Genomic DNA, 26,433 nt, shown 5'->3' on the forward strand with positions numbered 1-26,433 from the left:
GTTGAATCCGTTTAGCCGCGTGCGGCGGCGATCTTGATCAGCTTTGCGTAATAGAACCCGTCGTGGCCGCCTTCCTGGGCGAGCAGTTGCCGACCATGGGGCTGCTTGATCCCGGCCGTCGTGGCCAAGTCCAGTTCGCGGGCACCCGGGGTGCGAGCGAGGAAGGCCTCGATCACTTCGGTGTTTTCGGTCGGCAGCGTGGAACAGGTGGCATAGAGCAGAATGCCGCCGACTTCCAGTGTCATCCACAGGGCGTCCAGCAATTCTCCTTGCAGCAACGCCAACGCGGCGATGTCATCGGCCTGGCGCGTCAGCTTGATGTCCGGGTGGCGGCGAATCACGCCGGTGGCCGAGCACGGTGCATCGAGGAGGATGCGCTGGAAGGGCTTGCCGTCCCACCAGGTGGCGGTGTCGCGGCCGTCGGCGGCGATCAGTTCAGCACTCAATTTCAGGCGTTCGAGGTTCTCGCGCACCCGCACCAGGCGTTTGGCTTCAAGGTCCACGGCGACGACGCCGGCCAGTTTGGGTTCGGCTTCGAGGATATGGCAGGTCTTGCCGCCGGGTGCACAGCAAGCGTCGAGCACGCGTTGGCCCGGCGCCAGGTCCAGCAAATCGGCAGCCAGTTGTGCCGCTTCGTCCTGCACGCTGATCCACCCTTCGGCGAAGCCTGGCAGGCTGCGCACGTCGGCGGCTGCATCGAGGATGATGCCGTCGCGGCTGTAAACGCATGCATTGGCGGCGATACCCGCTTCACTGAGCAGGCCAAGGTAGGCCTCACGGCTGTGATGGCGGCGGTTGACCCGTAGGATCATGGGTGGGTGCGCGTTATTCGCCTTGCAAATGGCTTCCCACTGTTCGGGCCAAAAAGCTTTGAGCGACTTTTGCAGCCAGCGCGGGTGAGCGGTACGCACTACGGGGTCGTGCTCCAGCTCGCTCAACAGGGTTTCGCTTTCCCGTTGCGCGCGGCGCAGTACGGCATTGAGCAAGGCCTTGGCCCAAGGTTTTTTCAGCTTGTCGGCGCAACCCACGGTTTCGCCGATCGCGGCGTGGGGAGGGACTCGGGTGTAGAGCAGTTGGTAGAGGCCCACCAGCAAGAGCGCTTCAACATCGGCGTCGGCAGCCTTGAACGGTTTCTGCAGCAGCTTGGCCGCCAGCGCCGATAAGCGCGGCTGCCAGCGAGCGGTGCCAAACGCCAGATCCTGGGTGAAACCGCGATCACGGTCTTCGACTTTGTCCAGTTGTGTCGGCAATGAACTGTTGAGCGAAGCTTTGCCGCTCAGGACAGCGGCGAGTGCCTTGGCGGCGGCCAAACGCGGGTTCATTGAGCGTCCACCGCTTGACCGAGGACGGTGCCGATGGCGAATTTCTCACGACGGCTGTTGAACAGGTCGCTGAAGTTCAGCGCCTTGCCACCGGGCAATTGCAGGCGGGTCAGGCACAGGGCCTGCTGACCGCAGGCAACGATCAGCCCGTCTTTGCTGGCAGCAAGAATTTCACCCGCTGTCCCCTGCCCTTCGGCCACGTTCGCCGCCAGCACTTTCAGCGCTTCGCCGTTCAGTGTGCTGTGGGTGATCGGCCAAGGATTGAAAGCGCGAACCAGACGCTCCAGCTCAACTGCTGGCCGCGTCCAGTCGATGCGCGCCTCATCCTTGTTCAATTTGTGTGCGTAGGTGGCCAGGCTGTCGTCCTGCACTTCACCTTCCAGCGTACCGGCGGCGAGGCCGGCAATCGCCTGGAGCACGGCGGGCGGACCCATTTCGGCCAGACGGTCGTGCAGGCTGCCACCGGTATCCTGGGCGCTGATCGGCGTGATGACTTTGAGCAGCATCGGCCCGGTGTCGAGGCCGGCTTCCATGCGCATCACCGTCACGCCGCTTTCGCTGTCACCGGCTTCGACGGCACGCTGGATCGGCGCCGCACCGCGCCAGCGAGGCAGCAGGGAAGCGTGGCTATTGATGCAACCCAAGCGCGGAATATCCAGTACCACTTGCGGCAGGATCAGGCCGTAGGCAACCACCACCATCAAGTCCGGCTTCAGTGCGGCCAATTCGGCCTGGGCGTCGGCATTGCGCAAGGTCGGGGGTTGCAATACCGCAATATTGTTTTCAAGGGCGAGTTGCTTGACCGGGCTCGGCATCAGCTTTTGCCCACGCCCCGCCGGACGATCCGGCTGTGTGTAGACCGCAACGATCTCGTAAGGGCTGTCGAGCAGGGCCTTGAGGTGTTCGGCGGCGAATTCCGGGGTGCCGGCAAAGACAATGCGCAGTGGCTCAGTCATGAAAGCTCTCGATTACAAAGCATCTTGAAAAGAAAAAGGCTTGCCGCGGCAAGCCTTTGAAGAGGGGCATCAAGCGTTCTGGCGATGAAGTTTTTCCAGTTTCTTCTTGATACGGTCACGTTTGAGCGTGGACAGGTAGTCGACGAACAATTTGCCGTTGAGGTGGTCGCATTCGTGCTGGATGCAAACGGCGAGCAGGCCTTCGGCGATCAGTTCGTATGGCTGGCCATCGCGGTCCAGGGCCTTGACCTTGACCTTTTGCGGGCGATCGACGTTTTCGTAGAAACCCGGCACCGAGAGGCAGCCTTCCTGGTATTGCTCCATCTCGTCGGTCAGGGGCTCGAACTCGGGGTTGATGAACACCCGTGGTTCGGTGCGGTCTTCGGAGAGGTCCATCACGACGATACGTTTGTGCACGTTGACCTGGGTCGCGGCGAGGCCGATGCCTGGCGCTTCATACATTGTTTCAAACATATCATCGACCAGCTGACGCACTTCGTCGTCCACTACGGTCACTGTCTTGGCGATCGTACGCAGGCGCGGGTCAGGGAATTCGAGGATGTTTAAAATGGCCATAAGCTCTGATTACTGCACGTGTGAAGTAAAGTCGGGTCGATGGCCTGGCTGCTCCAGAGAAGATGCAGGCTACCGTTGTAAAACGTAGCTCCCTTCTTTTCATAAGCAAGCGGGGAGCGAGCCACCGAGGGCTCTGGCGTTTCACGCGAACATACATAATAAAGGGATTCATCGCATGAGGAAATCACTACTCGCCCTGCTCCTTCTGGCCTCGGCAGGTTTTGCGCATGGGCAAGTGCAACTTCGGGAGGGGTTTCCACAGCAGTACACCGTCGCCGCGGGCGACACACTTTGGGACATATCGGGTAAGTACCTGCGTGAGCCCTGGCAGTGGCCGCAACTCTGGCAGGTCAATCCACAGGTTGAAAACCCGAACCTCATCTACCCCGGGGATACGCTATCGCTGGTCTACCTCAACGGCCAACCACGACTGACCCTCACCCGCGGCACCTCGCGAGGCACCATTAAGCTTTCGCCACGGGTGCGCAGCAGCCCTGTGGCCGACGCCATATCGAGTATCCCGCTGAAATCGATCAACAGCTTTTTGCTGAGTAACCGCATCGTCGACAACGCCGAGGATTTCGACAAGGCGCCTTATATCGTTGCCGGTGATGCCGAACGCGTACTCAGTGGCACCGGCGACCGTATCTTCGCCCGCGGCCTCGTCGACCCGGCTCAACCGGTGTATGGCATTTTTCGTCAGGGCAAGGTCTACACCGATCCGCAGACCCAGGAATTCCTGGGCATCAACGCCGATGACATAGGCGGTGGTGAGATCGTCGCCACTGAAGGTGACGTCGCGACGCTGGTGCTGCAACGCACCACCCAGGAGGTGCGTCTCGGCGACCGCCTGTTCAGCGGCGAAGAACGGTCGATCAATTCGACGTTCATGCCCAGCGCTCCCGACACCCAGGTCAATGGCCTGATCATCGATGTACCGCGCGGGGTCACGCAGATCGGTGCGCTGGACGTAGTCACCTTGAACAAGGGAAAACGCGATGGCCTGGCCGAAGGGAATGTCCTGGTCGTGATGAAAACCGGTGAAACCGTGCGTGACCGGATCACCGGACAGCCATTGAAAATTCCGGATGAACGCGCCGGTCTTCTGATGGTTTTTCGCACCTACGACAAGCTCAGCTACGGACTGGTGCTGAAGGCCTCGCGTTCTTTGGCGGTGCTGGACAAGGTGCAGAATCCTTAGCGAACTTCACAAGTTACCAACAGAGTTATCCACAGCTTATTCCCATTTCGATGGGGGCTCATAACGATCAAGGATGATCCATGTCGATACCCGCTGTTTCATCGGTTTCCCCTGCGGAACTGGAAGCACGTTTACGTCTGCACCGGTTACCGGAACTTGGTCCGGCGCGTTTCCGGAAATTGCTGGAAGCCTTCGGTTCGGCGTCCAAAGCCATCAGTGCACCCACCAGTGCGTGGCGAGCGTTGGGCTTGCCGCAGGTGTGTGGCGAGGCCCGGCGCGCCCCTGAAATTCGTGACGGAGCCAGCCACGCATTGGCCTGGATAGAGCGTCAGGACCAGCATTTACTGATGTGGGACCAGCCCGACTACCCGGCGCTGCTGGCGCAAATCAGCGACGCGCCACCGTTGTTGTTCGTGGCGGGCGATCCACAGATCCTGGAAAAACCGCAGTTGGCGATGGTCGGCAGTCGTCGTGCTTCACGGCCAGGCATGGACACCGCTGCCGCGTTTTCTCGCAGCCTGGCGGGTGCCGGGTTTGTCATTACCAGCGGTCTGGCCTTGGGGATCGATGCAGCCGCGCACCAGGCGGCACTGGATGTTGGTGGGCGAACGGTCGGGGTACTTGGCACGGGCCTCGAAAATTTTTATCCACAGCGTAATCGGCGCCTGGCGGACGCAATGATCGCATCGGGCAGCGCGGTGCTCTCGGAGTTTCCGCTGGACGCCGCTCCGAGCGCCAGCAACTTCCCCCGACGCAACCGGATCATCAGCGGTTTGTCCCTCGGCGTGCTGGTGGTTGAAGCCAGTGTTGCCAGTGGTTCGTTGATCACGGCCAGGCTGGCGGCGGAACAGGGGCGCGAGGTGTATGCGATTCCAGGGTCGATTCATCATCCCGGTGCTCGCGGTTGCCATCAGTTGATCCGCGACGGCGCCGTGCTGGTGGAAACCATCGAGCATATCCTCGAAGCCTTGCGCGGCTGGCAGCAGCTACCGTTTTCAACAGAAACACTCGCGACCGTAACGAGTCATCCGCTACTTGTACTGCTCCACGCGGCCCCCCACACCAGTGAAGCACTGGCCGATGCCAGCGGTTGGACCTTGCCCAAGGTCCTGGCGACGTTGACGGAGCTGGAAATGGATGGCCGCGCAGTCTGCGAAAACGGGCGCTGGTTTGCGCGGGTAAGCTAGGTTTTACGAGGAAGATCGGTAAACTGCGCAGAGCCTTATTCTGGAGAATTTTTCATGGTCAACAGTTGGCGTGTGCAGCAAGCCGCACGAGCAATTCGCGCAGGGGCGGTGATTGCCTACCCAACCGAAGCTGTCTGGGGTCTGGGTTGCGACCCGTGGGATGAAGAGGCAGTGGATCGTTTGCTGCTGATCAAGGGGCGGTCCGTGGACAAGGGCCTGATACTGGTGGCCGACAATATCCGCCAGTTCGACTTCCTCTTTGACGATTTTCCCGAGCTGTGGATGGATCGCATGGCCAGCACCTGGCCGGGGCCGAACACCTGGTTGGTGCCGCATCAGAACATGCTGCCGCAGTGGATTACCGGCGTGCATGAAACGGTGGCGCTGCGGGTCAGCGATCACCCGCAGGTGCGGGAATTGTGCGCACTGGTCGGGCCGTTGGTGTCGACGTCCGCCAACCCCCAGGGCCGGCCGGCAGCGCGCACGCGGATTCGCGTGGAGCAGTATTTCCGTGGTCAGGTTGATCTGGTGTTGGGTGGGAACCTGGGTGGGCGCAAGAACCCGAGTGTTATCCGGGATCTGGCGACCGGGCATGTTGTGCGCCCGGACTGATACCGCGTCATCGTTCTTCGCTGGCAAGCCAGCTCCTACAGGGTTCTGTGATCGACACAAAACCTGTAGGAGCGGGCTTGCTCGCGAAGAGGCCTTCAAGGCAATAAAATGACCGATCCGGTCGTACGCCGCGCGGACAACTCGGTCTGCGCCTTCGCTGCGTCCGCCAATGGATAACGCTGGCTGATATCCACCTTCACTTTGCCGCTGATGATCATCTCGAACAGTTCATCGGCCATACGCTGCAGGTTTTCCGCGTTATTGGCGTAGGTCGCCAGCGTCGGGCGAGTGACGTACAACGAGCCTTTCCCCGCCAGAATCCCCAGGTTCACCCCGTCCACCGCCCCGGACGCATTGCCGAAGCTCACGACCAGCCCACGGGGCGCCGCGCAGTCCAGAGAGGTCAGCCAAGTGTCCTTGCCGACGCCGTCGTACACCACCGGGACCTTTTTGCCGTCAGTCAATTCCAGTACGCGTTGCGCGACGTTTTCATGGCTGTAGTCGATGGTCGCCCAGGCACCATTGGCCTTGGCCAGCGCGGCTTTCTGCGCCGAGCTCACGGTGCCGATCAACTTCACGCCCAAGGCCTTGGCCCATTGGCAGGCCAGGGAACCGACGCCACCGGCAGCGGCGTGGAACAGGATGGTCTCGCCCCCCTTGAGTTCATAGGTCTGGCGCAGCAGGTACTGCACGGTCAGGCCCTTGAGCATCACACCCGCAGCCTGCTCGAAACTGATGGCGTCCGGAAGGTGTACCAGGTTGGCCTCGGGCAAGACGTGGACCTCGCTGTAGGCACCCAACGGGCCACTGCCGTAAGCCACGCGATCGCCGACCTTGAATCGGGTCACTTCGCTACCGACCGCTTCGACAACGCCCGCGCCTTCCGAACCGACCCCCGATGGCAGAGCCGGTGGCGGATAAAGGCCGCTGCGGTAATAGGTGTCGATGAAGTTCAGGCCGATGGCCTTGTTGGTCACGCGGACCTGCTGCGGGCCGGGCTCGGAGGGCTGATAATCGACATACTCAAGCACTTCGGGGCCACCGTGGGCACGGAACTGGATACGCTTTGCCATCTGCACTCTCCTGAGATTGTTTTACCAAGCGACCTATGGGACTGCGAAGCGTGATCTGCGTCAACTGCGACGAGCGCTTCGGCGGTGGTATGCTACGCGCCCATTTGCGCAGGCTGGCTCCTGTGGAGCGCCGCGTAGCTTTGCCCGATCCAAGGTGATGCCATGACTACCCGCACCGAGGCCGTTAAAGCCTACCTGCTCGATCTGCAAGACCGTATTTGCGCTGCCCTGGAGGCCGAAGACGGCGGTACGCGCTTCGTCGAAGACGCCTGGACCCGGCCTGCCGGCGGTGGCGGACGCACCCGAGTGGTCGAAAATGGCGCGGTCATCGAAAAAGGCGGCGTCAACTTTTCCCACGTCTTCGGCAGCGGTTTGCCACCGTCGGCCAGTGCCCACCGGCCGGAACTGGCCGGACGCGGTTTCGAGGCCCTGGGTGTATCGCTGGTGATCCACCCGCACAACCCGCATGTACCGACTTCCCACGGCAACGTGCGGTTTTTCATCGCCGAAAAAGAAGGTGAAGAGCCGGTCTGGTGGTTTGGCGGCGGCTTCGACCTGACACCGTACTACGGCAATGAAGAAGATTGCGTGCACTGGCACCGCGTCGCCGAACAGGCCTGTGCGCCTTTCGGTGCGGACGTCTACCCGCGTTACAAGGCCTGGTGCGACAGCTACTTCTACATCAAGCATCGCCACGAACCGCGGGGAATCGGCGGCTTGTTTTTCGATGACCTGAATGAGTGGGATTTCGACACCAGCTTCGCGTTCATGCGTGCTATCGGTGACGCCTACATCGAGGCGTACCTGCCCATCGTGCAGCGCCGCAAAAACGACGCCTATACCGCCAAGCAGCGGGAGTTCCAGGAGTACCGTCGTGGGCGTTACGTCGAATTCAACCTGGTCTACGACCGTGGCACCTTGTTCGGGCTGCAATCGGGCGGTCGCACCGAGTCGATTCTCATGTCGCTGCCACCGCAAGTCCGCTGGGGTTACGACTGGAAAGCCGAGCCTGGCAGCGAAGAAGCGCGCCTGACTGAGTATTTCCTGCAAGATCGCGATTGGTTGGCCAAGGCCTGAACGAGGAATCCAGATGGACCGTTACGTCGTATTCGGTAACCCGATTGGCCACAGCAAATCGCCGTTGATTCATCGTCTGTTCGCCGAGCAGACCGGGCAGAAACTCGACTACAGCACTTCACTGGCGCCACTCGATGATTTTTCGAGCTGTGCCCGGGCGTTTTTCCTCGAAGGCCGTGGTGCGAATGTGACAGTGCCATTCAAGGAAGAGGCTTATCGCCTGGCCGACAACCTCACGGCGCGGGCACAGCGGGCCGGCGCGGTGAACACACTGAGCAAGCTGGAAGATGGCAGTTTGCTGGGCGATAACACCGACGGTGCTGGCCTGGTACGGGACCTGACGGTCAATGCCGGGTTCAGCCTCAAGGGCAAGCGCATCCTGCTGCTCGGTGCCGGTGGCGCAGTGCGCGGTGCGTTGGAGCCGTTGTTGGCTGAGCAACCGGCGTCGGTGGTCATCGCCAACCGTACGGTGGACAAAGCCGAGTTGCTGGCCGAACTGTTCTGCGATCTGGGCCCGGTATCGGCCAGTGGTTATGACTGGCTGCAAGAGTCGGTAGACCTGATCATCAATGCGACGTCCGCGAGTCTGTCGGGCGATGTGCCGCCGATTGCCGCCAGCCTGATCGAACCGGGCAAGACGGTGTGCTACGACATGATGTACGGCAAGGAGCCGACCTCGTTTTGCCGTTGGGCCAGCGAGCATGGCGCGGCGGTGTCGATGGATGGGCTGGGGATGCTGGCCGAGCAGGCGGCGGAAGCCTTCTTCCTGTGGCGCGGGGTCCGTCCGGATACGGCGCCGGTGTTGGCCGAGCTTCGTCGGCAACTGGCTGCGTAAGCCCCCTGTAGGAGCGAGCCTGCTCGCGAAGAACCCAAGGACAACGCATGCATCCTGAATGCACGCGTTATCGTTGACGTCCATCGCGAGCAGGCTCGCTCCTACACGTATCAGGTTGTTTCAGTCTTCAAACCGGATCGGGCATTTCTCTGCCCCTTCCAGCTTCCTCAATTCATCCACCACCTGCGGCCGAGCCCGGCGCAGGGTCAGGCTGCGGTCCTGGCGCAGTAACCGCCGTGCTTCCTGATGCAGCATCTCAACCCCTGAATAGTCGATGAAGTTGATCTGCTGCGCCTCGATCACCACGCGTGCACCCTGCATTCGCTGCAGGCGAACTTGCAGGTAGTGGCTTGCGCCGAAAAAGATCGAGCCCCCGACCCGCAGAATGTCTTCATCGCCGTCACGCAAATGCTGCACCCTTGGTTGCGAGGTGCGCTTGAGGTAAAAGAACAGCGATGCCAGCACCCCGGCATAGATCGCTGTCTGCAGTTCCAGCAGCAGCGTGGCGACACAGGTCAGGCCCATGACCACGAACTCGGCGCGGCTGACCCGTAGCAACGCCCGAATGCCACGATGGTCCACCAGGCCCCAGGCGATCAGCAAAATACTGCCGGCCATGGCCGGGATGGGAATGCGTGCGATCAGACTGGCACCGAAAACGGCGAACAACGCTACCCACAAAGCCGAAAAGACTCCCGCCAACGGCGAACAGGCCCCCGCTTCGTAGCTCAGGCCTGAACGAGTGAAGGAGCCGGCCGACAGCGATCCGGAAAAAAACGCGCCGGCAATATTGGACAAACCTTGGGCCCGGACTTCCTGATTGGCGTCGAGCAACTGTTGCGAGCGCGCCGACAGCGAACGGGCAATCGACAGGCTGGTGACCAGCCCGAGCATTCCGACCGCCACGGCACTGGGCAACAGGCGCAGGATCAGGTCGAGGTCCAACGGCAATGGGCTAAAAGGCGGTAGCTTACCGGTGAAGGCGCTCACCAACTTTACGTGACCGAACATGGAGGGCCAGAGCCAGACCAGCACGGCAGCCAGCACCAGGGTAATCAGCAGCGTCGGCCAGCGCGGCAAGCACAGCTTGAGGATCAAGCCGACCGCCACGGTGGCCAATCCGAGAATGAGCGAAGGTTTATCCACTTCACCCAGGTGTGCGGTCAGTGTGATGAAACTGTCCAGTGCGGTGGCTTGGCTGGGCAGCTCCAGCCCCAGCAAGTTGGGCAACTGGCCGACGGCAATGACCACCGCCGCGCCAAGGGTGAAGCCAAGCACCACCGAATGAGAGACGAAATTGACCAGCGCACCAAAGCGCAGCAACCCCAGCAGCCACTGGAAAATCCCTGCCAGAAGGGTCAGCAACAGGATCACGGTGACGTAGTCCTGCGTTGCAGGAATGGCCAGGGGACTGACGCTGGCGTACAGGACGATGGAAATGGCCGCCGTCGGACCGCAGATCAAATGCCACGACGAGCCCCACAGGCAAGCGATCAACACCGGGATGATCGCCGCATACAAGCCGTATTCCGGTGGGAGGCCGGCAATCAGCGCGTAGGCGATGGATTGCGGCAACGCGAGAATCGCGCCACTGAGGCCGACGATCAGGTCACGACCGACGCTGGCGCGGGTTTGCCTGGGTAACCATGTGAGGAATGGGAAGAGTGAATGGCGGCTGGGAAGGGCCATGGGTCCTCTCGGATTGGGTTTTGCACAAGGGTATCAGGACGACGCAATCCATGTGGCGAGGGGATTTATCCCCGTTCGGCTGCGAAGCAGTCGTTAATTAATTGCATGCTTTGGGGCCGCTTCGCGGCCCAGCGGGGATAAATCCCCTCGCCACAGGTCGGGTGGTCAGAGCTTGGCTTTCACTGCCGGCAACGCATCTTTGCCATCCACGGTCTTCACGCCATCGAGCCACTTGTCCAGCACTGCCGGGTTGGCCTTGATCCACGCCTTGGCCGCATCGGCATTGCTGACTTTCTTGTTCACCACCTCGGCCATGATGCTGTTCTCCATCTCCTGGGTGAAGCTCAGGTTGGTGAGCAGCTTGCCGACGTTCGGGCAGGCCTGTGCATAACCTTTGCGGGTCAGGGTGTGGACGCTGCCGGTATCGCCAAAGTACTTCTCGCCACCCTTCAGGTAATGCATTTTCAGCTGCACATTCATTGGGTGCGGCGTCCAGCCGAGGAAGGTCACGAACTTCTGTTTCTTCACCGCGCGGGACACTTCCGCAAGCATGGCCTGCTCGCTGGATTCGATCAGTTTCCACTGACCCATGTCGAAATCATTTTTCTTGATGATCTCTTGCAGCGAAATGTTCGCCGGTGCGCCAGACCCGATGCCATAGATCTTGTGGTCGAACTTGTCGGCGTATTTGTTCAGGTCGGCAAAGTTATGCACACCGGCATCCCAGACGTAATCCGGGACAGCGAGGGTGAACTCGGTGCCGTCGAGGTTCTTCGCCAGTTGCGTGACGTCCCCGGTGGCGACGAACTTGTCGTAGAAACCCTGCTGCGCCGGCATCCAGTTGCCGAGGAAAACATCCACCTGGCCATCCTTGAGCCCGCCAAAGGTAATCGGCACCGCGAGGGTGTCGACCTTGGCCTTGTAGCCCATGCCGTCCAGCAGAAACCCGGTGATGGCGTTGGTGGCGGCGATATCGCTCCAGCCAGGGTCGGCCATTTTCACCGTCTCGCAACTTTGATCGGCATACACCGATGCACTGCCCAGGGCCAGAAGTCCGACCGTCAGTACTGTGGATAACCTTTGCATGGACTTCCCCTTAACATTATTGGTTTTGGCAGGGTTGTGGATAACGTGCTTTGCGCTCCAGATCGTCGAGGTCGATGTGATTGCGCATGTATTGCTGACTGGCATCCACCAGTGGCTGGTGATCCCAGCTCTTCAGCTTGCCGATGGTCAGGGCATCGGCGACGAAACGCCGGCGCCGCTGGCTCGCGAGCACCTGTAGATGGATGGCTGGAATGTCCCATTTGGCGCGAGCTTCGGCGAGAAAATCGTCGAAAATTTGACGATGTTGCGGCGATTGGCTGAGTTCTTCCAGTTCTCGCGGGTCATTGACTACATCGAAGAGCAGACAGGGGTCATCTTCACTGTAGATGAACTTGTAAGCGCCACGACGAATCATCATCAATGGACTGATAGTGCCTTCGGCCATGTATTCGCCGAACACTTCATCGTGTCCGCCCTGCCCTCGCAGATGCGCAACCAGCGAACGACCATCGAGCGGCAAGCCCGGATCCAGAGTGCCGCCGGCCAGTTCCACAAAGGTCGGCAACAGGTCGGCGGTGGATACCGATGCACTGACCCGGCCGGCGCCGAATTGCCCTGGAGCACTTATCAACAGGGGGACACGAGCGGCCATCTCATACCAGTGCATTTTGTACCAGAGGCCCCGTTCGCCGAGCATGTCACCGTGGTCGCCGGAAAATACGATGATGGTGTCATCGATCAGCCCGGTCTCCTCAAGGGTTTGCAGGAGTTTGCCGACGTTGCTGTCGATATAGCTGCATGCACCGAAGTAGGCACGGCGAGCGTCGCGGATTTTATCCACAGGCAGCGGTTTGTCCCACAGGTCATAGACCTTGAGCAATCGCTGGGCGTGTGGATCGAGGTCGTGTTGATCCGGTGTTGCCGGCAACGGAATGTCAGCGTCGTCGTACAGGTCCCAGAAGGCCTTGGGAATTGTGTAGGGATCGTGGGGGTGAGTCATCGAGACCGTCAGGCAAAACGGCTGGTCGCCATCCTCGCGAATGTGGTCGAACAGGTACTGCTGCGCCTTGAACACCACCTCTTCATCGAAATCCAGTTGGTTGGTGCGCACGCAGGGGCCTGCCTGCAGCACCGAGGACATGTTGTGGTACCAGGTCGGACGCACATCCGGTGCGTCCCAATTCACCGCCCAACCGTAATCGGCCGGGTAGATATCGCTGGTCAGGCGCTCTTCATAACCGTGCAGTTGGTCCGGACCACAGAAATGCATCTTGCCTGACAGCGCGGTGCGGTAGCCTAGGCGCCGCAGGTAATGGGCATAAGTCGGCACATCGGCGGGGAAATCCGCTGCGTTGTCATAGGCACCGATCTTGCTCGGCAGCTGACCGCTGACCAGGGTGAAGCGCGAAGGTGCGCACAGCGGGCTGTTGCAATAAGCGCTGTCGAATACCACGCCCTCGGCGGCGAGGCGGCTCAGATTAGGCAATTTGATAGGCGAAGGGCCGTAGAACGGCAACATTGGCGCGGCCATTTGATCGGCCATGATGAAAAGAATGTTCTTGCGCTTCATGTGATCGCGGCATTCCATAGTGGATGTTTATGCGAGAGTGCTGGGGTCGAGGATGTAACCCATACACTTTGCGGTAAAGCCCACGGGCGGCAATGACTAGGATAAGCACAGCTTATGTATGACGCGCTTGGTGACCTTTCTCTGGATTTGCTCCGCGCTTTCGAATCAGCGGCCCGGCAACGCAGCTTTACGGCAGCGGCGGTCGAACTGGGAACCACGCAGCCGGCGGTCAGCCAGCAAATCAAACGACTGGAGGAGCAGTTGGGGGCTCGACTGTTCGACCGCATCTATCGCGGCATCGAACTGACTGAGGCGGGAGCTATCCTATTCGAACAAGTTCAGCTGGGTTTGCAGAATATCGATGCAGGATTGAGCGCAATTAGCGCCCAACATCAGCATGAAGTGCTACAAGTCGCTACCGATTTTGCCTTTGCCGCCTATTGGCTGATGCCTCGGTTGCACCGCTTTCACGCGGCCAACCCACAGGTCGACGTCAGTCTGGTGACCAGTGAACGTAGCCATAACATGTTGCGCAGCGATATCGATGTAGCAGTGCTGTTCGGCGATGGCCGCTTCAAGCAAGGCGAGAGTCGTTGGCTGTTCAGCGAGGAAGTGTTCCCGGTGTGCAGCCCGCAACTACTGAATGATCGTGCCCTGCCCCTACCCGCTCGATCATTGTTGGAGTTTCCACTTCTGCACCTGCGTGGCGAAAACAGCAGCCTCTGGTTTGACTGGAGCGGGGTCTTCCGCGAGTTGGGCATCACCTCGCCCCCGGCGCCCGGCCAATTGCGTTTCGATAATTACACCTTGTTGATTCAGGCCGCCATTGGCGGCCAGGGCGTGGCGATTGGCTGGCGGCACCTTGTGGATAACTTGCTGGCACAAGGTTTGTTGTGTCGACCGATTGCCGAAACGGTGATCTCCAGGCTGGGTTATTACGTCGTGTTACCACAACGCAAACGGCGTGGCGCCTTGATCCAGCAGTTTGTCGATTGGTTGATGGCCGAGCAGGCCAGCAGTGCGCAATCGTTGAGCGGGATGGCACTGCCCTCAATTGCGATCTAGCTATCGGTGGCAACAAAATTTACGTGCTCGCCAATATGCAGGTTCAGATGCAACTCATCAGCGATCCCCACTGCCGTGCGGGCCAAACGTGCCAGCGGCTCGGCCAGCCCCGGCTCAAGGTTGCCGCCAATCTGGCTGAAATGTTCGATGGTCAAGCCAGGCACTCCGCGCGGGGCGTTCACCATCGTCCAGTGCAAGGCACTGCTTTGTAGCGCTTCGCGGATTTCTTCCGCAGCGTGGCGCTGCAACCCGTCTTCGATTTCAGGATCGTCCAGGATCTCAAAGTCCCCCACTAGAAATAACCGAGCGATACCCGCTGCCTGCATGCCATCGAGCAATGCATCCACCGCCAACACCTGCTCGACCGGGCCGGGCACAATGTTTTTCTCCACGTGTTCACTGTTGAATGGCAAACCGGGTGCGTCTAATAAACAGATAACCGCCGAACTGCCGGCCACGCTTTGCTTGACCCGTTGCGCGTCGAAAAGATCGCCAGTCTTGGTTCGCAAGCCCGGGCGCGGTGCCAGTGCCGTCAAGTCATCGAGAATGGCGATCACTTCATGTTGGCGCCGCAGCATTTCAGCCATCAGCGCACTGCCCAGGCTACTCATGGCACCATAAAGCACCACTTTCACCACCGGGGTTTCGGCATTTTTCATGGCTGAACTCCCTTGTTTTCCTTCCTGTATGGCATTCGACCTACAGGAAATGGTGAGGGTTCGACTCGGTTTTGGAGGGATTCAGATGCAACGGATCAAGGGTTACCACGCCCATGTCTATTTCGATGCCAGCACCATCGACCAGGCGCGGGCCCTGTGTGAGCAAGCGGCGCAATTGTTCCCGCTGAAAATGGGCCGGGTACACGAACGCCCCGTTGGCCCACACCCGGATTGGAGCTGCCAACTGGCGTTCGGCCCTGAGCTCATCGGTGAGGTATTGCCGTGGTTGGCACTCAACCGCAAGGGGTTGGTGGTGTTCCTGCACCCCGACACCGGGGACGATTTGCTGGATCACAGCGAGCACGCGATCTGGATGGGCGCGATTCGCCCGCTCGACCTGTCTATTTTCTGATCAGAGTGTTTCTTCGGCTTCGCCCGGTAAATGCTCATCCAGATGCAACCACGGCAGGCGGCTGTCGGTCCAGATGTGGCGTTCGGCTGGGGCCTTTTCCGGGTGATCGAGGGTAGCGATGGTTACGTCGATGCTGCCCGGGCTCAGGTGAGTCACCAATGCCAGTTGCGCCCCGCAGTTACCACAGAAAAAGCGCGCGCAGGTTAGCGAAGACTCGTAACGCGCCGGTTTTCCCGCCAGCCATTGAAAGGTCGATGCCGGCACTGTGATCCAGGTGGTTACGATACCGCCGCTGACCCGCCGGCAAATCGAGCAATGGCAATGGGCGATATCGTGCAATGGGCCGCTGAATTGATAGCGAAGCTGTCCGCAATGGCAGCCGCCGGTATGCATATCGACCATGCTGTTTCTCCTGATGCATTTTCACTGACGTCTTCGCGAGCAGGCTCGCTCCCACAGGGGATCAAAACCATTGTGGGAGCGAGCCTGCTCGCGAAGGGCACAACTCGGTCTCCCCTCCCTGCCCCGGTCCGACGACCGGTTGCGCATCCGGTCAATGCTTTCATCGGCGAAAGCTGGCTGAAAGCTTCCCCGATTAGGATCGCCCTCACTGCCGGCAACAGACCGGTTGGCTAAAGCGAATGTTCGATTGTTCGCCCAGCCCATTAAACAACAACAATGGTGACCCTGATGTCCTCTTCTCTTCGCCGCTTCGCTGCAACTCCGCCCGTACGTCTCGTGCTTCCCGTTCTGCGCTGATCCCATCCGATCCGCCCATTTCCCTAGCCGCGCTACGCCTGGAGTATTCCCATGCTGACTTTCCTTGGCTTCGCCATGGTCATCACGTTCATGTTCCTGATCATGACCAAGCGCCTGTCCGCGTTGATCGCCTTGATCATCATCCCGATCGTTTTCGCCTTGTTTGGCGGTTTCGGCCCGAAAATCGGCCCGATGATGCTCGAAGGCATTACCAAGCTCGCGCCAACCGGCGTGATGCTGATGTTCGCAATTCTGTACTTTGCCCTGATGATCGACTCCGGCCTGTTTGACCCGGCCGTGCGCAAGATCCTCAAAATGGTCAAGGGCGACCCGTTGAAAGTGTCGGTGGGTACCGCCGTCCTGGCGCTCGTCGTTTCCCTCGATGGTGACGGCGCGACCACCTACATGATCTGCGTGGCCGCCATGCTGCCGCTCTACAGTCGTATCGGCATGAGCCCGCGGATCATGGCCGGCTTGATCATCCTCGCCGGTGGCGTGATGAACATGACTCCGTGGGGTGGCCCGACCGCCCGTGCCGCCAGTGCGCTGCACGTCGATCCATCGGCCATCTTCGTGCCGATGATTCCCGCGATGGCCGCCGGGGTCCTGGCCATCCTTGCCATTGCCTACTTCTACGGCAAGCGTGAACGTGCGCGTCTGGGGGAGTTGCATCTGGTCGGCGATGAGGTCGATCACAGCGAGATCACCGTTTCGCAATTCCCGGACGCACGTCGGCCGAGTCTGATCTGGTTCAACGGCGCCCTGACCCTGGTCCTGATGTGCACCCTGATCGCCGGCCTGTTGCCGCTGCCGGTGCTGTTCATGGTGGCGTTCAGTATCGCGATGATCGTCAACTACCCGTGCCTGCAACAGCAGAAGGATCGCGTCGCGGCCCACGCCGGTAGCGTGCTGGCGGTGGTCGGGCTAATCTTTGCCGCGGGTATCTTCACCGGTATCCTGTCGGGCACTGGCATGGTCGATGCCATGTCCAAAAGCCTGCTGTCGGTGATTCCGGACTTCCTCGGCCCATACCTGGCAGTGATCACGGCGTTGGTGAGCATGCCATTCACCTTCTTCATGTCGAATGATGCATTTTATTACGGCGTGTTGCCGGTACTGGCCGAAGCCGCCAGCCATTACGGTATTACCGCGGTGGAAATGGCACGTGCCTCGATCGTCGGTCAGCCCGTCCACTTGTTGAGCCCGCTGGTACCATCGACTTACCTCTTGGTGGCCCTGGCTGGCATCGACTTCGGTGATCACCAGCGCTTCACCCTGAAGTGGGCAGTGCTGGTTTGCATGTGCATACTGGTTGCTGCATTGCTGATGGGGATTTTTCCGCTGTTCAGCACTCTATAAGCCCAAGACTCACCATTTCGGGTCCAGGCTTCGCGGTTTGAAGTCGGGGCCCTTTTTGGTTTAACAATCGCTCAAAGGAATACACATGGAATGGCTGACCAACCCTGAAATCTGGGTTGCCTTCTTTACCCTGACTGCCCTGGAAATCGTCCTGGGTATCGATAACATCATCATGATTTCGATCCTGGTCAGCCGCATGCCCAAGCACATGCAACAGCGCACCCGGATTTTCGGCCTGGCGCTGGCCATGGTCACGCGGATTCTGTTGCTGTTGTCGATCACTTGGGTCATGCGCCTTACCTCCGACCTGTTCGAAGTGTTCGGCCAGGGCATCTCCGGGCGTGACCTGATCCTGTTCTTCGGTGGCTTGTTCCTGCTGTGGAAGAGCTCGCAAGAGATGTACCACGCGCTGGAAGGTGAAGACGAAAGCGATGACGAGCCTTCGATGAAGGGCGGCAACTTTCTCTACACCATCATCCAGATCGCGATCATCGACATCGTGTTCTCCCTGGACTCGGTGATCACTGCCGTCGGCATGGTTTCCCATGTACCGGTCATGGTGGCGGCGATTGTCGTGGCGGTGTTGGTGATGATGCTAGCCTCGGGCACTATCAGCGCGTTCATCGACAAGCACCCTTCTCTGAAGATGCTGGCGCTGGCGTTCCTGTTGATCGTCGGTATGGTGCTGATTGCCGAATCCTTCGACGTGCACGTGCCAAAAGGCTACGTCTACTTCGCCATGGCGTTCTCGCTGGCGGTGGAGGCGATCAATATCAAGATGCGCACCGCCATTGCGAGAAAGAAGAAGCAGCAAGACCCGGTGAAACTGCGCAAGGACATTCCGGGGCAGTAAGCCGAATGCGGTAATACGCAAAACCTGTGGGAGCGGGCTTGCTCGCGAAGACGGAGTGTCAGTCGACATCATTGTTGCCTGACACAACGCTTTCGCGAGCAAGCCCGCTCCCACAATTGTTTTGGGTGGGCCGGTCCAGCCTGTTTTCATGACAGTTTCATTTCAATCGCGTCTTTAGCTATGCGATGCTGGCGTCCAGACCGTTAGCCAACTACAGCTTAACTACAGAACGTAGAATGTCGCGCGGCACCGCCAACTTGCTCCTTTGGGGCGCTACCACCACAGGGGGCCAGCATGCTCACCCTGCTCAATTTGCTCTCAGCCGTGGCCTTGCTGATCTGGGGCACGCATATCGTCCGAACCGGCATCTTGCGGGTCTACGGTTCCAACCTGCGCCACGTCATCGGCCAGAACATGTCCAAGCGCTGGTTGGCGTTCATCTCGGGGATCGTCGTGACCGCGATGGTCCAGAGCAGTAACGCCACGGCGATGCTCGTCACGTCGTTTGTCGGCCAGGGCCTGATGGCGCTGACCCCTGCCCTGGCAACCATGCTGGGGGCCGATGTCGGTACGGCGTTGATGGCACGGGTGCTGACCTTTGATCTGTCATGGCTCTCGCCACTGCTGATTTTTCTCGGGGTGATTTTCTTCCTGTCGCGCAAACAGACGCGACTAGGGCAAATGGGCCGGGTCAGCATCGGCCTGGGGTTGATCATTCTGGCGCTACAACTGATTGTCGAAGCAGCCGCGCCGATCACCCACGCCCAAGGGGTGAAAGTGATTTTCGCCTCGCTGACCGGCGACATTTTGCTCGACGCCCTGGTCGGCGCGTTGTTCGCGATGATTTCCTACTCCAGCCTGGCGGCGGTCCTGCTGACCGCGACCCTCGCCGGCGCCAGCGTGATCAGCCTGCCGGTGGCCATCGGCCTGGTGATCGGCGCCAACATCGGCAGCGGCATTCTCGCGTTCCTCAGCACCAGCATGCAGAACGCCGCCGGCCGCCAAGTGGCGTTGGGCAGCCTGTTGTATAAGATGATCGGGCTGTTGCTGATCATTCCCGTGCTCGACCCCTTGGTGCACTGGATCGACAGCCTCGACTTCAGCCCCCAGGAGATGGTGATCGGCTTCCACCTGCTCTACAACACCGCGCGTTGCCTGATCCTGCTGCCCAGTGTCGGGCCGATGGCCAGGTTCTGTGCGTGGATACTGCCCGAACGTCCGCAAACCAACGGTATGGCCAAACCCCGGCACCTTGACCCGACAGCATTGGTCACGCCAAGCCTGGCATTGGCCAACGCGGCCCGGGAAACCCTGCGCATGGGCGATCTGATCGACAACATGCTGGAAGCCACGCTCGACGTGCTGCACGGCAAGCAAACTGCAGTGACCCAGGAGATGCGTCGTCTGAGTGATGACGTGGAGGCGCTCTACAGCGCGATCAAGCTGTATCTGGCGCAAATGCCCCGGGAAGACTTGAGTGACCAGGACAGCCGGCGCTGGGCGGAAATCATCGAACTGGCGATCAACCTCAAGCTTGCCAGTGACTTGATCGAGCGCATGCTGCGCAAAGTCCAGCAACAGAAAACCTCCCAGCGCCGGTCGTTTTCCGAAGTGGGGCTGGAAGAGTTGGCCGGGCTGCACAGCCAGTTGATCTCCAACCTGCGCCTGGGCTTGTCGGTGTTCCTGAGTGCCGACAAGGAAAGTGCCCGCCAGTTGCTGCGTGAGAAACGTCGCTTTCGCGCACAGGAACGCCGCCTGGCCCACGCGCATGTCAGTCGTTTGCAACGTAAGATCGTGCAAAGTATCGAGACCAGTTCGCTGCACCTGGAGTTGATCGCCGACATGAAGCGGTTGAATTCGCTGTTTTGCAGCAGTGCCTACGTGGTGTTGGAAACTTCCGACACTGGCGCGCTGGCGGTCGACGATTTGGCTGATATCACGCATTCGCCTTGAACGTCTGGCACGGTGGTCAGTCAGTAACATTGGTTTCGGGTTCAAGATCATCGCGAGCAGGCTCGCTCCCACAGTTGATTTGAGAACCCTGTGGGAGCGAGCCTGCTCGCGATGGCTGCCTGGAAAGCGACACGGATCTCCAATCAGCCGTATGGAAGCTCGTTATGCGTTGCCTGTTGTTCGCCTGTCTGTTGCTTGGCTCATTCCCTTCGTTTGCCCTGGATCGCTTCCAGGTCGAAGGCTACACCCTGCGCAACGGTTTGCAGTTGTTGCTCAAGCCCGCCCCTGAGCGCGGCCACGTGGCGATCCGGTTGGTGGTCGGGGTAGGCCTGGATGATTTCGGTTGCGCCGATAAAGAATTGCCGCACCTGCTCGAACACCTGCTGTTCAGCGGCATCGACGCCAGCGGTGAAGGCGGCCTGGAGGAGCGCATGCAGGCGCTGGGCGGCGAGTGGAATGCTTTCACCAGCAACGCCGACACCACCTTTGTGATCGAAGCCCCGGCGAAAAACCAGCGCAAGGTGCTCGATCTGCTATTGGCGTTGCTGACGCAGACTCATTTCGACGACGACGCCATCCACGCCGCCAAGCAAGTGGTCGAGCGTGAAGATGGTGGCCACTACACCCACCTGCAACGCTGGCTGGATCGCCAGGACCTGGGCAATACCGCCAGCAAACAACTGGCCGTGGAACTGGGCCTCAAATGCCCTGAGCGTGCGCAAGTCCATCACCTGACCCGCGAACAGCTGGAGAACGTGCGCAAGGGCTGGTACGCGCCCAACAACATGACGCTGATTGTCGTCGGCGACCTCGACCGCTTGCTGCCGGCCTATCTGGATCGGGCTTATGGCGCGCTGACCGCCATCGACCCGACAGAGCACCCGCCCCTGCCACAAATCCAGGCCAGCGCGGCCCATGAGCGCAACCTGATTCGCGGCTTCGTCGGTGGTGGGGCCAAGCTGCACTGGCTGGTACCGGAGCCGGTACTGGACAATCAGCACGATGAAACCTTCGACCTGCTCAAGGACTATCTGGACTGGGCACTCTATCGCCAACTGCGCCTGGCGCACAGCTTGTCCTATGGTCCCTGGGCCGAGCGCGAGGTGTTTGGCGGCGTTGGCTTCATGAGCCTGAATGCCGACCTGGATCGCGACGACGTGGCCGAAGCGCAAGAGGTGCTGGATGAGCTGAAGGCCGGTTTGCTCAAGGATGGTCTCAACGCCGAGACCTTCAATCGCCTCAAACAGGCCGCCATCGCCCGCCAGTCGTGGGCCGTTCAAGGCAACAGCGCCCTGGCCGATTACTACTGGAGTTCTCTGGGAGACTATGCAGACGGCCGTTTCGCCAACCCGGTCAGGGAGTTGCAAGCCGTCACGCTGGCGCAAGCGAACAAGGCCATGCGCGAATTGCTCTTGCAACCGGGCTATATGCGGATCGAAAAACCGTTGGTGAGTTATGACCAATTGATGTGGATGATCGCCGGGTTGTCGGGGTTGTTGCTGCTGAGCCTGGCGGCATGGCGTTTTCATCGCAGAAAGTAAGCACGTTCGCCGATGAGGCGGTAATCTGTCAGGGATTTTTCCTACGACTAATGTGAACCGCCGAATGCCGACCCTGACCCTCTTCGTCCAGCGCATCCTCGAGCTGATGAAGCGTTACCCCGGGGTCATCGCGGCCGGTGGCTTTATCTCCGGAATCGGCAGCTTCATTCTGGTGGATCGCCAGCAGGGTCTGGCGAGCTGGATCACCACCATCATGCTGATCAGCTGGGTCTGGCTGATGCTGGAAAACAGCCTGACCAAGCTGTTCACCAGAATCTTCAAGCGGGAAATCCCCCAGCCACTGCTGCGTTACGCGACGCAGATGATTCACCAGGAAAGCCTGTTCTTCGTCCTGCCGTTCTTTTTCATCACCACGACGTGGAACAGCGGCCAGTTGTTCTTCACCGGGCTGTTGGGTATCGCGGCGCTGATTTCCATCATCGACCCGCTCTACTACAAGTGGCTGGCACCCCGGCGTTGGGCGTTTCTGGCGCTGCACACCCTGACCCTGTTCGCCGCCCTGCTCACCGCATTGCCGGTGATCATGCACCTGACCACCTCGCAAAGCTTCAAATGGGCACTGGGCATCGCCGTGCTGTTGTCGTTCCCCAGCCTGGCGTCGATCTTTCCGATCCGCACCGTGCGCAATGCCCTGGCGATCCTGAGTATTACCGTGGGAATCGGCGGTGTCGGCTGGGTACTGCGTTCGTGGGTACCGCCCGCGACCCTGTGGATGACCGACGTGGCCATCAGCACGCAGATGCAGGATCGCACCCCCGGCGCCAGCCTCGAAGAAGTCAGCGCCGAGCAGATCCGCGGCGGTGGCCTCTATGCCTACACGGCGATCAACGCGCCACGCGGACTGGACGAGCGGATTTATCACGTGTGGCAATTCAACGGCAAAGAGGTCGATCGCATCCCTCTCGATATTCACGGTGGACGCAAGGAAGGCTACCGGGCCTGGACTCACAAGCAGAACTTCCCTGGCAATCCGGCAGGCAAATGGCAGGTGCGGGTGTTGACCGAAGACGGCCAATTGATCGGTGTGCTGCGCTTCAAGGTATTAGACAGCACACCGGTCAAAGAAAAGTGAGTGAGTTCGTGTTATTACATAGCTCTGCGTAATAGCCGAAAAAGCACGGAGCTTATGACCAGCAGCACAGTGGCCGGCAATGCCCAACTGGACACCTCGCACTCCCCGCCTCAGATTCGGGTGACGGGAGACTGGACGCTTGCCCATTACGCCGACCTCAAGCACCTGAGTGAAAAGCTCGAAGGCCAGTACGACGACAGCACCCACATCGACCTCAATGGCCTCGGCGCCCTTGATACGGCCGGCGCCTCGCTGCTGGTGGAACTGTTGGGTTCCGAGCGCCTGGGTCGATCCGCCGAACATCCCGATTGCACCCTCTCCACTGCCGACCGCGCGTTGTTGCAAACCGTCTATCAGTCGATGACGGATTTCTGCGTGCCGCTCAAGGAGCCGGAAATCAGCGTCGGCATTCAATTGCTGACCCGCATCGGCCGCGCGGTGGACGCGGTCTGGCAGGACACCCTGCAATTGTTGGGGTTCGTCGGCCTGATTCTGGAAACCATCGTGCGTGGTCTGTTTCGCCCCAGCCGCTGGCGCATCACGCCGATGGTGGCGCACATCGAACAGACCGGTCTCGACGCCGCGCCCATCGTTGCCCTGTTGACCTTTCTGGTGGGCGCCGTGGTGGCTTTTCTCGGGGCGACGGTGCTTACCACCTTCGGCGCCAGCGTGTTCACCGTGGACCTGGTGGCGTTTGCCTTCCTGCGCGAATTCGGCGTGCTGCTGACCGCAATCCTGATGGCCGGGCGCACCGCCAGTGCGTTCACCGCGCAGATCGGCTCGATGAAAGCCAACGAGGAAATCGACGCCATTCGCACCCTGGGCCTGGACCCGATCGAGTTGCTGGTGGTGCCGAGAGTCCTGGCGTTGCTGGTCGCCTTGCCAATGCTGACCTTTCTGGCGATGGTCTCGGGGATTATCGGTGGCGGCGTCGTCTGCGCGGTAGCGCTGGATATTTCGCCGGCGATGTTTCTGTCGCTGTTGCAGTCGGACATCGGCGTCCAGCACTTTCTGGTGGGGATCGTCAAAGCGCCGATCTTCGCGTTTCTCATTGCAGCGATCGGTTGCCTGGAAGGCTTTAAAGTCAGCGGCAGTGCGGAGTCCGTTGGCGCCCACACCACCTCCAGCGTGGTGCAGTCGATTTTCGTGGTGATCGTGCTCGATGCCGTGGCCGCGCTGTTTTTCATGGAGATGAGTTGGTGAGTCGTTTACCCCGAGCGCCCGCCGAGGCGGTGATCGAAGTCCGCGGGCTGTGCAATCGTTTCGGTAGCCAGAGCGTGCACGAAAACCTCGATCTGGATCTGTACAAGGGCGAGATCCTGGCCGTGGTCGGGGGATCCGGCAGCGGTAAATCCGTGCTGCTGCGCAGCATCGTCGGTTTGCGCCAGCCCAGCGAGGGCGTGGTGAAAGTCTTCGGTAAAAACCTGCCGACCCTGCCCGAGCACGAGCGCTCCCTGATCGAACGGCGCTTTGGTGTGCTGTTCCAGAAAGGCGCCCTGTTCTCTTCGTTGACGGTGACCGAGAACGTCGCCCTGCCCCTGATCGAACACGCGGGATTGAGCCGTGACGAAGCCGAGCACCTGGCGGCGGTAAAACTGGCCCTGGCTGGCTTGCCGCTGTCGGCGGCGGACAAGTACCCCGCGTCCCTGTCCGGCGGCATGATCAAGCGTGCGGCACTGGCACGGGCCTTGGCGCTGGACCCGGACATCCTGTTTCTCGACGAGCCCACCGCCGGTCTCGATCCGATTGGTGCCGCCGCCTTCGATCAACTGATCCTGACCCTGCGCGATGCCTTGGGCCTTAGCGTGTTCCTGGTGACCCACGACCTCGACACGCTCTACACCATCACCGACCGAGTGGCAGTGCTGGCGCAGAAGAAAGTGCTGGTGGCCGATGCCATTGATGTCGTCTCGGAAACCGACGACGCGTGGATTCATGAATACTTCCATGGCCCTCGCGGCCGCGCGGCGCTGACGGCCGCTCAACAGCTCAACGAGGTCTGACATGGAAACCCGAGCCCATCATGTATTGATCGGCCTGTTCACCGTGATTGTGGTGACAGGCGCCCTGCTCTTTGGCCTGTGGCTGGCCAAGTCCAGTGTCGACACCGAGTTCAAGGACTACGAGGTTGTATTCAACGAGGCGGTCAGTGGTCTATCCAAGGGCAGCCCGGTGCAGTACAGCGGGATCAAGGTCGGCGACGTGGTGCTGTTGCGGCTGGACCCGAAAGACCCGCGTCGGGTGCTGGCCAGGATTCGTCTGGGCGGCGAAACACCGATCAAGGAAGATACCCAGGCCAAGCTGGCGCTGACCGGGGTCACCGGAACATCGATCATCCAGCTCAGCGGCGGTACGCCCCAGAGCCCGCCCCTCAAGGGCAAGGACGGCAAACTGCCGACCATTGTCGCTTCGCCCTCGCCCATCGCCCGGTTGCTCAATGACAGCAACGACCTCATGGCCGGGGTGAACATGCTGATGCACAATGCCAACCTGATGTTTTCCACGGAAAACATCGAGCGTATCAGCAAGACCCTGGAACATCTGGAAGTCACCACCGGCACCATCGCCGACCAGCGTGGCGATATCCGTCAGGCCATGCAGCAACTGGCGGCGGTCGGCAAACAGGCCAGCACCATGATGGAACAGACGTCGACACTGATGCGCAGCGCCAACGGCTTACTCAATGATCAGGGCAAGCAGATGTTCGGCAGCGCCGAACAGGCCATGAAATCGCTGGAACAGAGCAGCGCGACGATCAGCAAGCTGCTCAGCACCAATCAGGACTCGTTGAACAGCGGCATGCAGGGCCTCAATGGCCTGGCGCCGGCAATACGCGAGCTGCGGGAAACCCTGACCTCGTTGCGCTCCATCTCCCAGCGCCTCGAGGCCAACCCCAGCGGTTACCTGCTGGGCAGTGACAAGAACAAGGAGTTCACCCCATGAAGCTGTCTACCCTCGCCCTCCTCGCCAGCTTCACGTTGATCAGCGCCTGCTCGATCCTGCCCAAGCCAGAACCCTTCGATCTCTATCGATTGCCTTCGGCGCAAAGCAGTGTGGCGCCTGCTCACGCCACGCCGCAGCACTGGTCGTTGCGCCTGAACAAACCCCAGGCCAGTGAAGCGTTGAACAGTCCGAACATCGCCGTCATCCCCCAGGGCGACGTGATCAGCAGCTACAAGGGTGCACGTTGGAGCGACCCGGCGCCGGTGCTGATGCGCAATCGCCTGCTCGATGGTTTCCAGCGTGACGGTCGGGTGACGCTGCTTAGCACCGATGACAGCAACTTTCAGGCGGATCTGGAGCTGGGTGGCAGCTTGCAGGCGTTTCAGACCGAATATCAGGGTACCAACGCCGACGTGATCGTGCGCCTGGACGCCTTACTGGTGCGTGGTTATGACCAGCGAATCCTCGCCAGCAGACGTTTTGAAGTGCGCCAGCCTTTGAGCGATGTGAAGGTGCCGGCGGTGGTGGCCGGATTTGGCCAGGCCAGCGATCAACTGACGACGCAGGTGGTGGCGTGGGCGGTTGAGCAAGGGAAAAAGGTCGCACCGCCACCAAGGCCGTGAACCTGGCGCAAAACCCCTGTAGGAGCGA

General features: G+C 60.3%; 25 protein-coding genes. 16 read left to right on the forward strand and 9 right to left on the reverse strand.

Features of this window, described 5'->3' with window-relative positions; translation table 11 throughout:
* Positions 1-11: 11 nt before the first annotated feature.
* The 3 genes from rsmB to def all read right to left on the reverse strand — a co-directional run bounded on the left by rsmB (position 12) and on the right by def (position 2,854).
* Positions 12-1,322, reverse strand: coding sequence for a 16S rRNA (cytosine(967)-C(5))-methyltransferase RsmB (gene rsmB, locus QLG10_RS01110; RefSeq protein ID WP_110748377.1), 1,311 nt, complete (start codon positions 1,320-1,322; stop codon positions 12-14).
* On the reverse strand, positions 1,319-2,278 hold the full coding sequence (fmt, locus tag QLG10_RS01115; RefSeq protein WP_110748380.1) for a methionyl-tRNA formyltransferase: 960 nt from the start codon (positions 2,276-2,278) through the stop codon (positions 1,319-1,321). The genes rsmB and fmt overlap by 4 nt, the downstream gene beginning before the upstream one ends.
* 69 nt (positions 2,279-2,347) lie before the next feature.
* Positions 2,348-2,854, reverse strand: coding sequence for a peptide deformylase (gene def, locus QLG10_RS01120; protein WP_008064647.1), 507 nt, complete (start codon positions 2,852-2,854; stop codon positions 2,348-2,350).
* A 175-nt stretch (positions 2,855-3,029) separates the two neighbouring features.
* On the opposite strand from def, the gene QLG10_RS01125 reads away from it, so the two are divergent.
* The 3 genes from QLG10_RS01125 to QLG10_RS01135 all read left to right on the forward strand — a co-directional run bounded on the left by QLG10_RS01125 (position 3,030) and on the right by QLG10_RS01135 (position 5,854).
* A complete protein-coding gene (locus QLG10_RS01125; RefSeq protein ID WP_282485280.1) occupies positions 3,030-4,055 on the forward strand; it encodes a LysM domain-containing protein in 1,026 nt (341 codons plus the stop codon).
* An 80-nt stretch (positions 4,056-4,135) separates the two neighbouring features.
* Positions 4,136-5,242 (forward strand): DNA-processing protein DprA, encoded by a 1,107-nt coding sequence (gene dprA, locus QLG10_RS01130; protein WP_110748386.1) that lies wholly within the window; start codon positions 4,136-4,138, stop codon positions 5,240-5,242.
* Positions 5,243-5,296: 54 nt separating this feature from the next.
* A complete protein-coding gene (locus QLG10_RS01135; RefSeq protein ID WP_020798005.1) occupies positions 5,297-5,854 on the forward strand; it encodes an L-threonylcarbamoyladenylate synthase in 558 nt (185 codons plus the stop codon).
* 95 nt (positions 5,855-5,949) lie between these two features.
* Here the strand turns inward: QLG10_RS01135 and QLG10_RS01140 are convergent, their stop codons facing one another.
* Complete coding sequence (locus tag QLG10_RS01140) at positions 5,950-6,927, reverse strand: NADPH:quinone reductase (protein WP_020798006.1); 978 nt, start codon at positions 6,925-6,927, stop codon at positions 5,950-5,952.
* 162 nt (positions 6,928-7,089) lie between these two features.
* On the opposite strand from QLG10_RS01140, the gene hemF reads away from it, so the two are divergent.
* Positions 7,090-8,004: an oxygen-dependent coproporphyrinogen oxidase gene (hemF, locus tag QLG10_RS01145; RefSeq protein WP_282485281.1), complete on the forward strand. Its 915-nt coding sequence runs from the start codon at positions 7,090-7,092 to the stop codon at positions 8,002-8,004.
* 13 nt (positions 8,005-8,017) lie between these two features.
* Complete coding sequence (gene aroE, locus QLG10_RS01150; RefSeq protein ID WP_110748392.1) at positions 8,018-8,839, forward strand: shikimate dehydrogenase; 822 nt, start codon at positions 8,018-8,020, stop codon at positions 8,837-8,839.
* 120 nt (positions 8,840-8,959) lie between these two features.
* Here the strand turns inward: aroE and QLG10_RS01155 are convergent, their stop codons facing one another.
* From QLG10_RS01155 to betC, 3 genes are all read right to left on the reverse strand, one after another.
* Positions 8,960-10,528 carry a SulP family inorganic anion transporter gene (locus QLG10_RS01155; protein WP_282485282.1) on the reverse strand — a complete coding sequence of 523 codons (1,569 nt, stop codon included), beginning with the start codon at positions 10,526-10,528 and terminating at the stop codon, positions 8,960-8,962.
* Positions 10,529-10,693: 165 nt separating this feature from the next.
* Entirely contained in the window at positions 10,694-11,614 is a 921-nt protein-coding gene (gene choX, locus QLG10_RS01160; RefSeq protein WP_179054925.1) for a choline ABC transporter substrate-binding protein, read from the reverse strand.
* A 16-nt stretch (positions 11,615-11,630) separates the two neighbouring features.
* Positions 11,631-13,145: a choline-sulfatase gene (betC, locus tag QLG10_RS01165; RefSeq protein WP_282485283.1), complete on the reverse strand. Its 1,515-nt coding sequence runs from the start codon at positions 13,143-13,145 to the stop codon at positions 11,631-11,633.
* A gap of 114 nt (positions 13,146-13,259) precedes the next feature.
* Here betC and QLG10_RS01170 point away from each other — a divergent pair, with 114 nt between their 5' ends.
* Positions 13,260-14,210: a LysR family transcriptional regulator gene (locus QLG10_RS01170; protein WP_110748413.1), complete on the forward strand. Its 951-nt coding sequence runs from the start codon at positions 13,260-13,262 to the stop codon at positions 14,208-14,210.
* On the opposite strand, the gene QLG10_RS01175 is transcribed toward QLG10_RS01170, so the two are convergent.
* Complete coding sequence (locus tag QLG10_RS01175; protein ID WP_110748415.1) at positions 14,207-14,869, reverse strand: NAD(P)H-binding protein; 663 nt, start codon at positions 14,867-14,869, stop codon at positions 14,207-14,209. The two genes, QLG10_RS01170 and QLG10_RS01175, sit on opposite strands and share 4 nt — an antisense overlap.
* 85 nt (positions 14,870-14,954) lie before the next feature.
* On the opposite strand from QLG10_RS01175, the gene QLG10_RS01180 reads away from it, so the two are divergent.
* Complete coding sequence (locus tag QLG10_RS01180) at positions 14,955-15,281, forward strand: DOPA 4,5-dioxygenase family protein (RefSeq protein WP_110748418.1); 327 nt, start codon at positions 14,955-14,957, stop codon at positions 15,279-15,281.
* Here the strand turns inward: QLG10_RS01180 and QLG10_RS01185 are convergent, their stop codons facing one another.
* Positions 15,282-15,683: a GFA family protein gene (locus QLG10_RS01185; protein ID WP_282485284.1), complete on the reverse strand. Its 402-nt coding sequence runs from the start codon at positions 15,681-15,683 to the stop codon at positions 15,282-15,284.
* Between the two features lie 408 nt (positions 15,684-16,091).
* On the opposite strand from QLG10_RS01185, the gene QLG10_RS01190 reads away from it, so the two are divergent.
* The 9 genes from QLG10_RS01190 to QLG10_RS01230 all read left to right on the forward strand — a co-directional run bounded on the left by QLG10_RS01190 (position 16,092) and on the right by QLG10_RS01230 (position 26,405).
* Positions 16,092-17,399, forward strand: a complete 1,308-nt coding sequence (locus QLG10_RS01190) for a CitMHS family transporter (RefSeq protein ID WP_020798016.1) — start codon at positions 16,092-16,094, stop codon at positions 17,397-17,399.
* An 85-nt stretch (positions 17,400-17,484) separates the two neighbouring features.
* Positions 17,485-18,252 (forward strand): TerC family protein, encoded by a 768-nt coding sequence (locus QLG10_RS01195; protein ID WP_110748423.1) that lies wholly within the window; start codon positions 17,485-17,487, stop codon positions 18,250-18,252.
* Positions 18,253-18,546: 294 nt separating this feature from the next.
* The gene (locus QLG10_RS01200) at positions 18,547-20,205 is read left to right on the forward strand and encodes a Na/Pi cotransporter family protein (RefSeq protein ID WP_110748426.1); all 1,659 of its coding nucleotides are present in this window, start codon (positions 18,547-18,549) and stop codon (positions 20,203-20,205) included.
* 164 nt (positions 20,206-20,369) lie between these two features.
* Positions 20,370-21,746: an insulinase family protein gene (locus tag QLG10_RS01205; RefSeq protein WP_188263305.1), complete on the forward strand. Its 1,377-nt coding sequence runs from the start codon at positions 20,370-20,372 to the stop codon at positions 21,744-21,746.
* A 64-nt stretch (positions 21,747-21,810) separates the two neighbouring features.
* Complete coding sequence (locus tag QLG10_RS01210; protein WP_110748432.1) at positions 21,811-22,839, forward strand: DUF5924 family protein; 1,029 nt, start codon at positions 21,811-21,813, stop codon at positions 22,837-22,839.
* 54 nt (positions 22,840-22,893) lie between these two features.
* Positions 22,894-24,042: an ABC transporter permease gene (locus QLG10_RS01215; RefSeq protein ID WP_020798021.1), complete on the forward strand. Its 1,149-nt coding sequence runs from the start codon at positions 22,894-22,896 to the stop codon at positions 24,040-24,042.
* Positions 24,039-24,842, forward strand: a complete 804-nt coding sequence (locus tag QLG10_RS01220) for an ATP-binding cassette domain-containing protein (RefSeq protein WP_282485285.1) — start codon at positions 24,039-24,041, stop codon at positions 24,840-24,842. Before QLG10_RS01215 ends, QLG10_RS01220 begins: the two co-directional genes overlap by 4 nt.
* A 1-nt stretch (position 24,843) precedes the next feature.
* Complete coding sequence (locus QLG10_RS01225; protein WP_282485286.1) at positions 24,844-25,782, forward strand: MlaD family protein; 939 nt, start codon at positions 24,844-24,846, stop codon at positions 25,780-25,782.
* A complete protein-coding gene (locus QLG10_RS01230) occupies positions 25,779-26,405 on the forward strand; it encodes an ABC-type transport auxiliary lipoprotein family protein (RefSeq protein WP_110748437.1) in 627 nt (208 codons plus the stop codon). Before QLG10_RS01225 ends, QLG10_RS01230 begins: the two co-directional genes overlap by 4 nt.
* Positions 26,406-26,433 lie beyond the last annotated feature (28 nt).

Source organism: Pseudomonas sp. V98_8 (assembly GCF_029967975.1).
Taxonomy (GTDB): domain Bacteria; phylum Pseudomonadota; class Gammaproteobacteria; order Pseudomonadales; family Pseudomonadaceae; genus Aquipseudomonas; species Aquipseudomonas umsongensis.